We start from the raw sequence: 14,621 nt of genomic DNA on the forward strand, positions 1-14,621 counted from the left end.
GTCGGCAACAGCGGTTCAAATGGTATTAAACCGACTGATGAGTTTCTTGCGATAGAGCCGTGCCACCTTGACATGCTGAATTTGTTCGAAGGGCGGATAGAGGCGACACGTATTGTCGCACACTTCCATCAAACAGTTGATATTGATGACAAAGCGCTGGCTCACCTGTACAAAACAAGGGTCGAGGGCGAGCAATGTTTCACAGTTGACGTTACGTTTCAGGCGTATGGGTTCTTCACATCCCGACACAACGACTTCCCAGATTCGCTGGTCACTATTGTAGTAAAAGAGTCCGATGTCGGCAATGGAAACCACTCGAAAGTCAGAGAAGTTGGTATTGAAAATCAGTTTTTCGCGGTCGCGCCGTACAGTACTGTTGATGTCGGCAGGATTGTTGTCAGGCGCCTTCTGGTTGGAGGATTCGATATGGAGGCGTAAGCGCTGAATCATCACCGAGAGTTCGTCGCGGTCAACGGGTTTGAGTAGAAAGTCGAATGCCTCGTTACGAAACGAAGAAAGCATCGAGTCCTTATGTCCGGTGTACATCACCACCCGGCAACGTCCTTGCGTCAGACGTTTCACCTCGCGGATGAAATCCACTCCCGACATGCCCGGCAGTTCTACATCAAGAAAGACGAGGTCAGGAGAAGCTACCTTGATCTGACCTTCTGCCACCGTGGTGTTGCAGGCGCTTCCCACCACTTCAATATCGTCGTATTCCAAGAGCATGCGGCTCAGAGTTTCGATGGATAGAATCTCGTCGTCTATGATGATTGTTTTCATAAGTATTTAATTTATAGTGTAACAGTTTAAATTCGTAAAATATTTACTTTATAGTGCTTTCAGGTGTCTCGGTACCGTAAGTATGGCGCTGCATCCATGGTCATTATGGATGTCGAAACGGATCTTCGAACTTTTGTTTTCTTCGTTGATAATCGCCATGGTGTGGCGGATGATATTCAGTCCGATACGTGCCTTGGCATTGTTGTAGGCACGGATGTCAAAACCAGGACCATTGTCTTTCACGCAGATACATGCCTGCTGATCGTCAATGGCAACGCTGATCATAAGATGTTTCTCGCCTTCCTTATGTTTCAGTCCATGAATGATGGCATTCTCGGTCAGTATCTGCACAAACATCGACGGGATGAGAATGGCGTTCATCTTGTCTGTTGGAGGAAAGTCATAAGACACGATAAAGTCTTGTCCCATAAGTGATTTCTCCATTTCAACAAACTGTTTCACGAAGTCTATTTCCTGGTCCAGCGTTACGAAAGTCTTGCTGGAGATGTCGAGACTCGACCGAATGAGACGCGCCATCAGCGTCAGCCGATTGGCCTCATTGGGACCATAAGAACCGACGCACGAATTGAGCACATTAAAGATGAAGTGGGGAGAGATGCGCTGGCGCACGATGGTCAGACGGAGGTTCAGCATATCGATGTGGCGCTGTAAGGTGCGCTTGCGGTTATAGAACAGTTTTGCCAACAATACGGACACCACCACGATCAGGAAAGCAACGATTCCCCCCATGATATGGAGATTGACTTGATAGTTGGCACGCTCCTCCTGCACCCGGAGCTGGTTGTGGAGTCGCAACGTATCTTCACTCAAACGCACCATGATATCGTTCGCTCGCGCGATATTCTGTCGGTTCATGATACTGTCGTGGCTCTCATAAACACTCTTCTGCAAGCGGTAGGCACGTGAATAGTCACCCGTACGCGCGTAATACTCACTCAGATACTCGTAGCGTATGTCTTTTAGCATCGGATTGACCGGAGCGGAAAGGCGTTCCTGTCTCAAGGTGTGCTCAATGTCTGCATAGTGTCCTGTATGGAGTGCAAGACCGATACGTATGGTGTTGCAATAGAACACGCCAGCCTCTATGTTTCGTTGGTGGAAGAAAGGTTCAACCTGTTCGAGATAAACACGTGATGAATCAGACTGATGGAGTCGGAGAAAGACGTCTGCCATATTGAGCTTGCAAATCTTCATGTCGAGCACATCAGGGGTTCCCTTTTGCTCCAAATGGCGTTGCAGTCTGCGAAAGGCTTTCAGCGATTGCCTGTATTGTTTTTGGTAATAATAGGTATTACCATAGTTGTTAAGAAACACGATCTGCATGGCAGGAGTGAGGTCGTCAAAACGCTGATCTACGATTTTGTAACTCCTGAGTGCAGAGGGGAAGTCGCCAAGAGCAGTATAAACCCGACCGAGTCCCATACGATAGGAGAGTGTCTGCGTATCGTTTCTACCCAATGAGTCGGCAAGCACGAGGGCTTTTCTAAACCAATATGAAGCCTTCGTTAGATCATGTTTCTCGGCATAGGCATCCGCCATATTAGCCGCCAAGTCGGGCAAGTAGCTTGTCTGGTCGCTAACAGACAATAACTGGTATGCGCTACGGTAAAGTCTCACTACGCTGTCGGGATTGCCATGGAGCAGATAGAGATGAGAACCGCGTGCTGCCAACATCCTGGCGCGCATACCGTTGATGCGGGGCGAGACAGGAAACGCCTTGAGAAAATGTTCTGCCTTATCCACATAAAACAAAGAGGAGTCTGGTGTGACGGTCATCAGGAAATGCGAAGCGTAAAGCAGGGCATAGTCGTAATATTCGAGCGAATCATCGGCAGTCGCCATGGCGTGACGGATGGAATCTACAGAACCCGGCTGTTGCCGCTTGAGCGAATCTCCCAAAGCCATCAGACGCTGCGTCTTGGCGGCCGAACGACAGTTGGAAGAATCAGAATTAAACTGGCAGGCAGAAAAAGCCAGCACAGCAATGGTGGCGAACGCCAACCCGAATATTTTTTTCGGTATAGGAATTGATTGTTTATTCATTATATATTTTCAATGCTGCAAAATTAGTGAAAAATTCTTCAAAATGTAATAGATTCCAGAAAATTTTATGTAATTTTGCGCACAGAAACATTGCTTTTTATGGTACACAATATATTCAAAGGCTTGGGCATCGCCCTGATTACACCATTTACAGAGAACGGAGAGGTTGACTACAAGTCGCTTCATCGCCTCGTGGAATATCAGTTGGACAACGGTGCCGATTTTTTCTGCATTCTCGCAACAACAGGCGAGACACCCACATTGACCGCAGAAGAGAAAAAGAAAATCAAGGAATTGGTGATTAACACAGTAGGCGGAAAGGTACCCATCCTCGTAGGCTGTGGCGGCAACAATACAACTGCCGTTGTCGAAGAGTTGCAGAATGGCGACTTCAAAGGCATTGATGGTGTGCTCAGCGTCTGCCCATATTATAACAAGCCATCGCAGGAAGGCCTTTACCAACACTTCAAAGCCATTGCGGCTGCTACTCAGTTACCCGTAGTACTATATAATGTACCGGGAAGAACAGGTGTCAACCTGAAGGCGGAAACCACCGTCAGACTTGCACGCGACTGCCACAATATCGTGGCTATCAAAGAGGCAAGCGGCAATCTGGAGCAGGTGGATGAAATCATCAAGAACAAACCCAACGACTTTGATGTTATTTCAGGCGACGATGCGCTTACCTTCCCCATGATATCATGCGGAGCCGTCGGTGTGATCAGCGTTATAGGCAATGCGCTGCCACGCGAGTTCTCTAAGATGATTCGCTTGCAGTTGCGAGGTGAATACGATGGCGCACGAAAGATACACCACCGCTTTACCGATCTTTTCTCGCTCTTGTTTGTAGATGGCAATCCTGCAGGCGTTAAGGCGATGCTTCACGAAATGGGATTCATCGACAATATCTTACGACTGCCATTGGTTCCCACACGCATCTCAACGTTGCAGCGCATGAGCGAGATCATGAAGGAACTGAAAATCTAAAGTATCAAGTGTCTTATGGAGGAAAACAGGGTTATTCACGAAATTACGCCCTTGATGGGCAAAGACTCCCTCTACATAGCCGACCGCAGAAAGAAGGAGTTTACTTATCCTATTCACAATCATGAAGTGTTTGAACTCAACTTTGTGGAACATGCACCAGGTGTGAGGAGAATTGTGGGTGACTCTAATGAAGTGATCGGAGAATACGACCTTGTCCTCATAACCAGTCCTGACCTTGAACATGTATGGGAACAAAACGAATGTAAGAGTGAAGACATACGCGAAGTCACTGTACAGTTCTATATCGACTTGAGCGAAGACGGTTTTTTCGGTAGGAATCCATTCAACTCGCTACGGAAGATGATGCTTGAAGCAAGGAAAGGATTGGCCTTCCACATGGAAGACATCCTCCGCGTCTATAACCTTATAGATACACTCAGCTCTATCAAAGACGGTTTTTATGCTGTGACACAGTTTCTTGCCATACTCTACGAACTGTCGAAAAGCACTAAAATGCGCCCGCTGGCAAGCAATAGTTACGCCAAGGTAGAAGTGGCAAGCGACTCAAGACGCGTGCTCAAGGTTAAGAATTTCATAGCCAAAAACTATATGGACGAGATCAGACTCGGAACACTTGCTGATATTGCAGGCATGAGTCCGTCGGCATTCAGCCGATTCTTCAAACTCCATACCGGAAGGACACTCAGCGACTATGTCATTGACATGAGACTGGGATATGCCAGCAGAATGCTTGTGGATACCTCAAAAAGCGTGGCGGAAATATGCTACGAATGTGGCTTCAACAACCTCAGCAATTTCAATCGTATCTTTAAAAAGAAGAAAGACTGTTCACCGACAGAGTTTCGGGAGAACTACCACAAGACACGAATCATCATTTGATAGCAACAAGACGAGGGCGCAATCAGCTTACGACAAGTGCATTCGAAAACAGGTCTGAATAATATATTATCGTGAAAGAGAAAGAAATACAAATCAGCGATTACAACTATCCGTTGCCCGATGAACGCATAGCAAAATTCCCATTGCCCGTGCGCGACCAATCTAAATTGCTGATCTATCAGCAAGGAAACATTTCAGAAAGTAAGTTCTACCACCTCGCAGAATTCCTGCCGAAAGGTGCCCTGATGGTGTTCAACAATACAAAGGTCATACAGGCAAGACTACATTTCCGAAAGGAAACAGGAGCACTCATTGAAGTGTTTCTGCTCGAACCGGCAGAACCGGCAGACTATGAACAGATGTTCCAAACCAACAAAAAATGCAGTTGGCTCTGCCTCGTGGGAAATCTCAAGAAATGGAAAGAGGGAACACTCTGCAGAACCATCACGGTCAAGCAACATACCCTCACCATCAAAGCCACGAGAAAAGGCGAACACGGTACGAGTCAATGGGTGGATTTCGAATGGGACAATACAGATGTAAACTTTGCAGATATACTCGATGTGGCTGGCGAACTCCCTATACCTCCGTATCTCAACAGAGAAACACAGGAAAGCGACAAAACTACCTATCAGACCGTATATTCTAAAATAAAAGGAAGTGTGGCTGCACCAACAGCGGGACTCCACTTCACACCGGAGGTGCTCGCAGACCTCGACCGTCACGGAGTGGAATGCGAGGAACTCACACTGCATGTTGGAGCAGGAACCTTTAGACCGGTGAAAAGCCAACACATTGGCGAACACGACATGCACACAGAATATATTGCTGTCAGAAAACATACATTGGAGCGCCTCGTGGAGCACAATGCCAATGCCATTGCCGTAGGAACCACCAGCGTCAGAACGCTGGAGAGCCTATATTATATAGGTCTGAAACTCGAATGCAACCCGGAACTCACCGAAGAACAACTTCATGTTTGCCAGTGGGAACCATACGAAGAGGAAAACGGAGCCGGAACAGACAGTAAACTGCCTGCAAAAAAGGCTTTGGAGAATATCATCGCATGGCTCGATAGTCACCATCTGACCACACTTCACTCTTCCACTCAAATCATCATCGCACCAGGCTATGAATATAAAATAGTGAAGATGCTCATCACCAATTTCCATCAGCCGCAAAGCACGTTGCTCTTGCTGGTCAGCGCATTTGTGAAAGGCGACTGGAAACGCATCTACGACTACGCATTAAGCCACGATTTCCGTTTCCTGAGCTATGGCGACTCTTCGCTCCTCATACCATAAACGGAGAAGTAAACAAGCAAATAGTAACAAATAGTTGAGATATGAAATACGGATTTGTAAATGTCGCAGCAGCTGTTCCTGCAGTAAAAGTGGCAGACACAGCATACAACGTCTTTGAAATCGAGAAAATCATTGCCGACGCAGAGGGCAGGGGAGTGGAGATTCTCTGCTTTCCAGAACTATGTATCACGGGCTATACCTGTCAGGATCTGTTCAGACAACAGCTGTTACTAACACAGGCGGAAGAGGGACTCATGACGCTTCTTGATTTTACAAGACAGCTCAACGTCATCTGCATCGTGGGACTACCCGTACAGACAGGAGGAATGTTGCTCAACTGCGCAGCTGTCATCCAAGCAGGTACACTGCTCGGACTCGTGGCAAAAACATATCTGCCCAACTACAACGAGTTCTATGAGAAACGATGGTTCGCTTCTGCGCAAGATCTCAAAACAACGGAAGTTTACTTAGCAGGATCACCCGTCGCGCTGACTGCACAACCCACCATCTTCCAAACAACGGACGGAGTGAAGTTTGGAGTGGAAATATGTGAGGACGTATGGGCACCTGTGCCACCAAGTAACAATCTCACACTGGCTGGAGCAGATATTATCTTCAACTGCTCAGCAAGCAACGAACTCACCGGCAAACATAAATACCTTCGCAACCTGCTCATGCAACAGAGTGCAAGAACCATTAGCGGATACGTTTATGCTTCATCGGGATTCGGTGAATCTACGCAAGATGTGGTCTATGGAGGTAATGCCATGATTTTTGAAAACGGACACTTGCTCGCTGAAGGCGAACGCTTCTCGCTGCAGCCACAGATACAAGTGGCACAAATCGATGTGGACCGACTCAGAACGGACAGAATGGACAATACCACGTTTGTAAATGCCCAACGAGAAGCTTTTGCGCAGATTATTTCATGTAAAATGGTGGAATCAGCTGAGTTTAAACTGTCAAGATACGTAGATCCGCATCCGTTCACTCCCGACGATGACGATATGCAGGAAAGTTGCGAAGAAATACTCAACATCCAGTCGGCTGGTCTTGCCAAACGATTGGTACATACCAATTGCCAGAAGGTTGTGATAGGAATAAGCGGCGGTCTCGACTCGACGTTGGCTTTGCTCGTATGTGTAAGAACATTCGATATGCTTGACTACGATAGAAAAGGGATATTGGGAGTCACCATGCCTGGATTTGGTACTACAGACCGCACGCACGACAATGCAATCCGTCTCATGCAGACACTGGGCATCAGCCAAAAGGAAATAAGTATTGCCAAAGCAGTCAAACAACATTTTGAAGACATCGGACAGGATATTGACACGCATGATGTGACCTACGAAAACTCGCAAGCAAGAGAGCGCACGCAAATTCTTATGGATCTCGCCAACAAGGAAAACGCACTCGTCATCGGAACTGGTGACCTTTCTGAACTCGCGCTGGGATGGGCAACCTATAACGGCGACCACATGTCAATGTACGGAGTCAATGCAGGAGTACCCAAAACGCTGATACAGTATCTGATAAGATACATGGCAGAACTTGAACTGTTCAACGAACAAAAAGCAACGCTCATCGACGTTATTGATACACCTATCTCGCCAGAACTGACACCGGCTGACGATGAAGGACAAATCAAACAGAAGACAGAAGACCTTGTAGGTCCCTACGAACTGCACGACTTCTTTCTCTACTATTTCCTGAGATTTGGATTCAGACCCAGAAAGATCATGATGCTTGCAGAACAAGCTTTCGACGAGAAATATGACAGGAAAACCATCAAAAAATGGCTGACCACATTCTGCCGCAGATTCTTTAACCAGCAATTCAAGCGATCTTGTCTGCCTGACGGACCGAAAGTGGGAAGCGTCAGCCTCTCGCCAAGAGGTGACTGGAGAATGGCAAGTGATGCCTCAAATGCATTGTGGGTAAAAGAATGTGAAAGCTTATAACACTTTAAAAACAAAATGCCAGATAACAAACAACCACGCCGCACAAGAAAACCGGCGACTGATAATACTTTCGTACACGTTCAGCCGCAAGCTACAGAAATAGAAAAAACTGTGCTCGGAGCACTCATGATCGACAAAGATGCCTATTCGGTGGTCTGTGAGCTGCTGTATCCTGAAAGTTTCTATGAACCTCGAAACCAAAAAATCTATGAGGCAATAAGAGAACTCGAATTGCGCGAAAAACCTGTTGATGTATGGACTGTGACCGAACAGTTGGCTCATCAAGGGGACCTCGAAGATGTTGGAGGACCAGGGTATGTTACTGAACTCTCCTCAAGGGTTTCCTCATCGGCAAGTATCGAATATCACGCAAGAATCATTGCGCAGAAATTCCTCGCACGACAGCTGATTTCCTATGCCAGCGTCATCGAAACGAAAGCTTTTGACGAAACGATAGATGTGGAAGATCTGATGCAGGAGGCAGAAGGTTCGCTCTTCGAACTCTCGCAAAAGAATATGAAGAAGGACTATACCCAAATCGACCCGGTCATCAAAAATGCTGTAGATGGCATTCAAAAGGCTGCAGCAAACAAAGACGGACTGACGGGTGTTTCCACTGGTTATTATAAACTTGATGATATGACCAGTGGATGGCAAGCCTCTGACTTAATCATCATCGCAGGACGACCTGCCATGGGTAAAACGTCATTCGCACTCTCCATGGCTAAGAATATTGCTTCAGACAATAAAGTTCCGATGGCTTTCTTCTCTCTTGAAATGAGCAATACGCAATTGGTCAACAGGTTGATTTCTAACGTATGCGAAATCCAGGGTTCGAAAATACTCAACGGACAACTGCACCCTGACGAATGGGATAGGCTTGACAAACGACTCAACAATCTATTGGGAGCACCGCTTTATGTGGATGATACGCCGGGACTGTCGGTTTTCGAACTGCGCACAAAGGCACGACGCCTCGTCAGAGAACATGGGGTGAAGATTATCATGATCGACTATCTACAGTTGATGAACGCTCAAGGTATGAGGTTCTCTTCACGACAAGAGGAGGTATCGACCATCAGCCGCTCACTCAAAGGACTCGCAAAGGAACTCAATATCCCTATCATCGCACTCTCGCAGCTGAACCGTGGTGTTGAAAGCCGAGAAGGTAATGATGGAAAACGACCTCAATTGTCTGACTTGCGTGAATCGGGTGCCATTGAGCAGGATGCGGACATGGTGCTCTTTGTTCACAGACCAGAATACTACCACATCTATCAAGATGAACACGGACACGACCTCAGAGGTATGGCACAGATTATCATTGCCAAACACCGTAAAGGTGCGACTGGTGATGTGTTGCTCAACTTCAGAGGTGAGTTTACACGATTTGAGAATCCGGAAGACGGCAAACTCAACACTAAGAACGCAAATGACGGCGGAGGTGAAATTCTTGGCAGCAAAGTGAATGGGGGAGACCAAGGTGGCACGATGGAATCTCCGTTTGGCTATGATGGACCTGACGGACCTATGCCTTTCTAACAATCATAATATGCAGATATAAACTAAAATACTTAAAATCATGAAGAAACTATTATTAGGTGACGAAGCCATTGCGCAAGGAGCTCTCGATGCTGGATTGAGCGGCGTCTATGCCTATCCTGGAACTCCGTCAACGGAAATTACCGAGTATATCCAAGGCTCTGCACTCGCACGCGAATGGGGAGTGCACAGTCGTTGGTCAACCAACGAGAAAACTGCAATGGAGGCAGCATTGGGAATGTCCTTCATGGGTAAAAGAGCCATGGTCTGCATGAAACATGTAGGTCTGAATGTATGCGCCGACCCGTTTGTCAACTCGGCAATGACGGGAACAAACGGTGGACTCATCGTTCTAGTGGCTGACGACCCATCAATGCACTCTTCACAGAATGAACAAGATAGCAGATTCTATGGTAAGTTTGCCATGATTCCCACACTTGAACCCGCAAGCCAACAAGAGGCTTACGATATGATGGAAGAAGCTTTCCAACTCTCTGAAGAACAACATCTGCCAGTACTCGTGCGTGTTACAACTCGCATGGCTCACTCTCGTGCCGTGGTGAAAGTGAAAGAGACACCAAGACAACAAAACGAGCTCAACTACAATGCTCAGGCTTCTAACTGGGTATTGCTGCCAGCTTTTGCTAGAAAACGTAATGCTATCGTTACTGCGCAACAAGCAGAACTCGAAACTATTGCAGAAAAGAGTTCACACAATAAATATGAGGATGCTGCTGATCATTCCATGGGTATTATCGCTACGGGAATTGCCTATAACTACCTGATGGAATGTTTCCCTAACGGTTGTCCGTTCCCCGTACTCAAAATCAGTCATTACCCGTTACCAAAAGCGTTAGTAAGACGAATGACAGAGGCATGTGAGAGTGTGCTGATTGCAGAAGAAGGACAACCATTCGTAGAAGAAATGGTGCGTGGCGTAATGCCTGGAAATACTGTCATCAAAGGAAGACTCACAGGAGAACTTCCACGTACAGGAGAACTTAATCCAGACCTCATCAAAAAGGCTTTGAGTATAGAAAGCGACGAGAGGTATGCTACGTGTGAGGATGTCGTGCCACGCCCACCTGCACTCTGTCAAGGTTGTGGACACCGCGATGTATATGCTGCTCTCAACCAAGTATTGCTTGACTATCCCAACGCACGCGTATTTGGCGATATTGGTTGCTACACTCTCGGTTTCCTTCCACCATACAAAGCTATTCACTCTTGTGTAGATATGGGAGCGTCTATTACAATGGCTAAAGGAGCGTCAGATGCCGGACAATGGCCTGCTGTTGCCATCATCGGAGATTCTACATTTACTCATTCGGGAATGACAGGACTCTTAGATGCCATCAACGAAAATGCTGACATCACAGTTATCATCAGCGACAACCTCACCACAGCAATGACAGGTGGACAAGACTCGGCTGGAACTAATAAGTTTGAAGCCATCTGCCGAGGACTGGGACTAAGCGAGGAGCATCTCAAAGTGGTTGTCCCCCTGCCTAAAAACATGGCAGAAATCACACAGACCATTCGTGACGAAATCAACTATCATGGTCCTAGTGTGATCATTCCAAGACGTGAGTGCATGCAGACGTTGCAAAGACATCTGAAGCAGAAAAAGAATGCCGAGCGAAAATAACATATTCCGTATAATACTAAAACCAAGAACAAGATGAAAACAGATATCATACTATGCGGTGTCGGCGGACAAGGAATTCTCTCTATTGCCACGATTATCGGTGAAGCCGCAATGAACGAAAACCTTTATATCAAACAGGCTGAAGTACACGGAATGTCACAACGTGGAGGTGATGTGCAGTCCAATCTGCGTATCTCTGATAAACCTATCGCCAGCGACCTTATTGCAAAAGGTAAGGCTGATGTTATCATCTCCATGGAACCTATGGAGGCTCTACGCTATTTGCCGTTCCTCAACGAAGAGGGATGGATTATCACTTCTGCATCTCCCTTTGTCAATATACCAAACTATCCAGAAATGGCAGTTATTGAGCATGACCTCAAAAAATTACCACACGTTATCATGCTCGATATCGAACAACTGGCCAAGGACAATGGTGTGCCTCGTTCTGCCAACGTAATTCTTCTGGGAGCTGCACAAAAGGCTTTGAATATTGAATATGATAAGTTGGAAGCTGCCATACAACGGGTATTCGCCAGAAAAGGAAAAACTATCGTCGAGGCGAATATCAAGGCATTGGCCATTGGAAAGGAACACCAATTATGAAACAGACACCTATAGATCCAAAACTCATTGACTCACTGGTAGGCGAACTGGGCATTAACGACTTTGCTAAAGCAACTATACGAGAAGTTAAACTCGTGGCTGCACGGGCAGAGAAACAGTCTGGAGTGGAGTTTATCAAAATGGAAATGGGTATTCCAGGACTTCCTGCAGCAAAGGTAGGGGTGGAAGCTCAGATGAAAGCGTTGGGCAACGGAATAGCTAATCTGTATCCTGATATTCAGGGACTGCCCGAACTGAAAAATGAAGCGTCACGCTTCGTCAAAGCATTCATCGGCATTGATATCGCACCTGAAGGATGTGTGCCCGTTTGTGGTTCCATGCAGGGTACGTTTGCTTCTTTCTTGACTTGTTCGCAGGCTGACAGCAAAAAAGATACGGTTCTATTCATTGATCCAGGATTCCCTGTACAGAAAATGCAATTGCAGGTTATGGGGGTAAAATATGAAACATTTGATGTCTATAGTTACCGGGGAGAACGTCTGGGTGAGAAACTTGAATCTTATCTGAAACAAGGTAATATCTGTGCTATTGTCTATTCAAACCCCAATAATCCGTCGTGGATTTGTCTCAACGAGGAAGAACTCAAGACGATTGGACAACTGGCCACTCAATACGATGCGATTGTGATGGAAGACCTTGCATATTTTGCCATGGATTTCCGTCGAGACTTGAGTAAACCGTTCCTGCCTCCGTACCAACCGACGGTAGGTCGCTATACAGACAATTACATCCTGCTGATTAGCGGATCTAAAGCTTTCAGTTATGCGGGTGAGCGTATTGGTGTGACATGCATCTCGGACAAACTGTTTCATCGCCATTTCGATGAACTTGCAGCAAGATATGGAGGATTGACCTTCGGACCAGTTTTCTCTACACGCATGCTTTATGCTTTGTCCTCTGGAACTAGTCATTCTGCACAATATGCTATGGCAGCCATGCTGCGAGCTGCTTCTAATGGGGAATATGATTTCCGAAGCGAAGTAAGTGTCTATGGAAAAAGAGCACATCAACTGAAAGAAATATTCCTTCGACATGGATTCCATATTGTCTATGATAAAGACTTGGACGAACCTGTAGCGGATGGATTCTATTTCACCATAGGATACAAAAATATGAGTAGCGGACAATTGGCTTACGAATTGATGAGTTATGGTGTTTCAGCAATATGCCTCGTAACTACAGGATCTGACCAAGAAGGATTGCGGGTGTGCACTTCTTTCATTGAAGATCACCAATATGCACAATTGGAAGAAAGAATGAGTATTTGGGAAGAAAACCATCAATAAACCAACAAATTGAATCAGCATACAAGAAAGAAGTTCCGGTTTAAATGATCTTTAGTAAAGCCGGAACTTCTTTTTGTTTATTTTATAGTGAACTTTAAAAACTCTTCATAACGAAAGTCTTTCATTAAACACTAAAACTCTGTACTTTTACTTTTCTGCAACACAAGTACTTATGATAGTTTTTCGTCGTTCTTTTTATAAACAATTACATTTACATAAGAATAGAGTAGGGGGAGTGAATTATCGCGCCATACGATATATTTCTCGCATTTCATTCTGACCCAAAACCTCCATGGCACCCACGGTAATCTTTCCACCACGAGAGCATTTGTCAACCATCACCTCTAGCTCTTCCTCGGTAATTTCACGACCGAGAAGTTCGTGAATTGAAGTCGGCATACCAATTTCATGATAAAACTTCTCCACAGCTTCAATACCGGACAGAGCAGTCTGCCGAGGATTGGCAAAATCGTTTGTGAGTCCCATGACGTTGACAGCAAATTGAACAAAACGATTCAAGTGTCGATCCATGACAAAACGTGCCCATGAGGGCCAAAGGGCTGCAAGGCCAGCTCCGTGTGTTACACCAAACAAAGCACTCAGTTCGTGCTCAAGACGGTGGGTTGCGAAATCTTTTTCTGTTCCACACTCAGTCAGGTCATTGTGTGCAAGAGAGCCAGCCCACATAATTTGGGCACGATAACGATAATTCTCAGGATCTTTGAGTACCAATGGCAGCACATCCTTCACCGTACGCATCAATGATTCTGCAATACCATCAGTCAATGTCATTTCCTCATATTTGGAAAAATAACGTTCCATGGTGTGCATCATAATATCTGTACCGCCAGCAGCTGTCTGATAAGAAGGTAAGGTGTAAGTCCGCTCTGGGTTCATTACAGCAAATTTACAGCGACATAAATCGCTGTTTATGCCACGTTTCAATAAACCGTCATCTTTCGTTATCACGCAACTTGAAGACATTTCGCTTCCTGCAGCAGGAATAGTGAGGACAGTGCCAACTGGCAGGCATTGCTGAGGAACAGCCTTTCCGTCCCAAAAATCCCAAACATCACCGTCATAAAGCACACCATAGGCAATAGCCTTTGAAGAGTCTATAACGCTACCGCCGCCAACGGCAAGAATAAAATCCACATCATGTTTGCGACACAAATCAATTCCTTCATAAACTTTACTTAGCAGAGGATTTGGTACCACGCCGCCAAGTTCAACAAATGATAAACCAGCGTCACGCAATTGTGTGCGCACCACATTCAGCAAACCAGATTTTTCTGCAGAACCACCGCCATAATGTAGTAATATCTTATGGCCGCCATAAGCACTTACAAGACTACCTATTTGTTTTTCAGCATTACTGCCAAAAACTACACGCGTAGGTGCATAGAAATTAAAATCCTTAATCATAGTATTTGTTTTTTTATATACCGTTATTTATCATAACTGCTCTCTCTTTTTAAAAATTCCCATGCCTTTATAATGCAAATATAATAATAAT

The 14,621-nt window shown here is 45.8% G+C and carries 11 protein-coding genes; 8 read left to right on the plus strand and 3 right to left on the minus strand.

Annotated features, from left to right (window positions below; genetic code table 11):
* Positions 1-15: 15 nt before the first annotated feature.
* Positions 16-783 (minus strand): LytTR family DNA-binding domain-containing protein, encoded by a 768-nt coding sequence (locus CIK88_RS12195; protein WP_094436772.1) that lies wholly within the window; start codon positions 781-783, stop codon positions 16-18.
* 48 nt (positions 784-831) lie between these two features.
* Positions 832-2,847: a tetratricopeptide repeat protein gene (locus tag CIK88_RS12200; protein ID WP_094436774.1), complete on the minus strand. Its 2,016-nt coding sequence runs from the start codon at positions 2,845-2,847 to the stop codon at positions 832-834.
* 99 nt (positions 2,848-2,946) lie between these two features.
* Between CIK88_RS12200 and dapA the strand changes: the two genes are divergently transcribed.
* The 8 genes from dapA to CIK88_RS12240 all read left to right on the plus strand — a co-directional run bounded on the left by dapA (position 2,947) and on the right by CIK88_RS12240 (position 13,105).
* Positions 2,947-3,834 (plus strand): 4-hydroxy-tetrahydrodipicolinate synthase, encoded by an 888-nt coding sequence (gene dapA, locus CIK88_RS12205; protein WP_094436776.1) that lies wholly within the window; start codon positions 2,947-2,949, stop codon positions 3,832-3,834.
* A 15-nt stretch (positions 3,835-3,849) separates the two neighbouring features.
* A complete protein-coding gene (locus CIK88_RS12210; protein WP_094389595.1) occupies positions 3,850-4,734 on the plus strand; it encodes an AraC family transcriptional regulator in 885 nt (294 codons plus the stop codon).
* A gap of 71 nt (positions 4,735-4,805) precedes the next feature.
* Complete coding sequence (locus tag CIK88_RS12215) at positions 4,806-6,038, plus strand: S-adenosylmethionine:tRNA ribosyltransferase-isomerase (RefSeq protein WP_094389596.1); 1,233 nt, start codon at positions 4,806-4,808, stop codon at positions 6,036-6,038.
* 41 nt (positions 6,039-6,079) lie between these two features.
* Positions 6,080-8,002, plus strand: a complete 1,923-nt coding sequence (locus CIK88_RS12220) for an NAD(+) synthase (RefSeq protein WP_094389598.1) — start codon at positions 6,080-6,082, stop codon at positions 8,000-8,002.
* A 15-nt stretch (positions 8,003-8,017) separates the two neighbouring features.
* The gene (gene dnaB / locus CIK88_RS12225) at positions 8,018-9,544 is read left to right on the plus strand and encodes a replicative DNA helicase (RefSeq protein WP_094389599.1); all 1,527 of its coding nucleotides are present in this window, start codon (positions 8,018-8,020) and stop codon (positions 9,542-9,544) included.
* Between the two features lie 40 nt (positions 9,545-9,584).
* Entirely contained in the window at positions 9,585-11,192 is a 1,608-nt protein-coding gene (locus tag CIK88_RS12230) for a thiamine pyrophosphate-dependent enzyme (protein WP_094436778.1), read from the plus strand.
* Between the two features lie 33 nt (positions 11,193-11,225).
* A complete protein-coding gene (locus tag CIK88_RS12235) occupies positions 11,226-11,798 on the plus strand; it encodes an indolepyruvate oxidoreductase subunit beta (protein ID WP_094389601.1) in 573 nt (190 codons plus the stop codon).
* On the plus strand, positions 11,795-13,105 hold the full coding sequence (locus CIK88_RS12240; RefSeq protein WP_094389602.1) for a pyridoxal phosphate-dependent aminotransferase: 1,311 nt from the start codon (positions 11,795-11,797) through the stop codon (positions 13,103-13,105). The genes CIK88_RS12235 and CIK88_RS12240 overlap by 4 nt, the downstream gene beginning before the upstream one ends.
* Before the next feature lie 240 nt (positions 13,106-13,345).
* Here CIK88_RS12240 and CIK88_RS12245 read toward each other — a convergent pair whose 3' ends face one another.
* Positions 13,346-14,527: an iron-containing alcohol dehydrogenase gene (locus CIK88_RS12245; RefSeq protein WP_094436782.1), complete on the minus strand. Its 1,182-nt coding sequence runs from the start codon at positions 14,525-14,527 to the stop codon at positions 13,346-13,348.
* Between the last annotated feature and the right edge of the window lie 94 nt (positions 14,528-14,621).

The organism is Prevotella sp. P5-50 (genome assembly GCF_002251295.1).
In the GTDB taxonomy this organism is placed as follows: domain Bacteria; phylum Bacteroidota; class Bacteroidia; order Bacteroidales; family Bacteroidaceae; genus Prevotella.

Excerpts from the sequence above, each read along its gene's own strand:
- CIK88_RS12195 (WP_094436772.1), bottom strand. The coding sequence starts at position 783 with ATGAAAACAATCATCATAGACGACGAGATTCTATCCATCGAAACTCTG.
- CIK88_RS12200 (WP_094436774.1), bottom strand. The coding sequence starts at position 2,847 with ATGAATAAACAATCAATTCCTATACCGAAAAAAATATTCGGGTTGGCG.
- dapA (WP_094436776.1), top strand. The coding sequence starts at position 2,947 with ATGGTACACAATATATTCAAAGGCTTGGGCATCGCCCTGATTACACCA.
- CIK88_RS12210 (WP_094389595.1), top strand. The coding sequence starts at position 3,850 with ATGGAGGAAAACAGGGTTATTCACGAAATTACGCCCTTGATGGGCAAA.
- CIK88_RS12220 (WP_094389598.1), top strand. The coding sequence starts at position 6,080 with ATGAAATACGGATTTGTAAATGTCGCAGCAGCTGTTCCTGCAGTAAAA.
- dnaB (WP_094389599.1), top strand. The coding sequence starts at position 8,018 with ATGCCAGATAACAAACAACCACGCCGCACAAGAAAACCGGCGACTGAT.
- CIK88_RS12230 (WP_094436778.1), top strand. The coding sequence starts at position 9,585 with ATGAAGAAACTATTATTAGGTGACGAAGCCATTGCGCAAGGAGCTCTC.
- CIK88_RS12235 (WP_094389601.1), top strand. The coding sequence starts at position 11,226 with ATGAAAACAGATATCATACTATGCGGTGTCGGCGGACAAGGAATTCTC.
- CIK88_RS12240 (WP_094389602.1), top strand. The coding sequence starts at position 11,795 with ATGAAACAGACACCTATAGATCCAAAACTCATTGACTCACTGGTAGGC.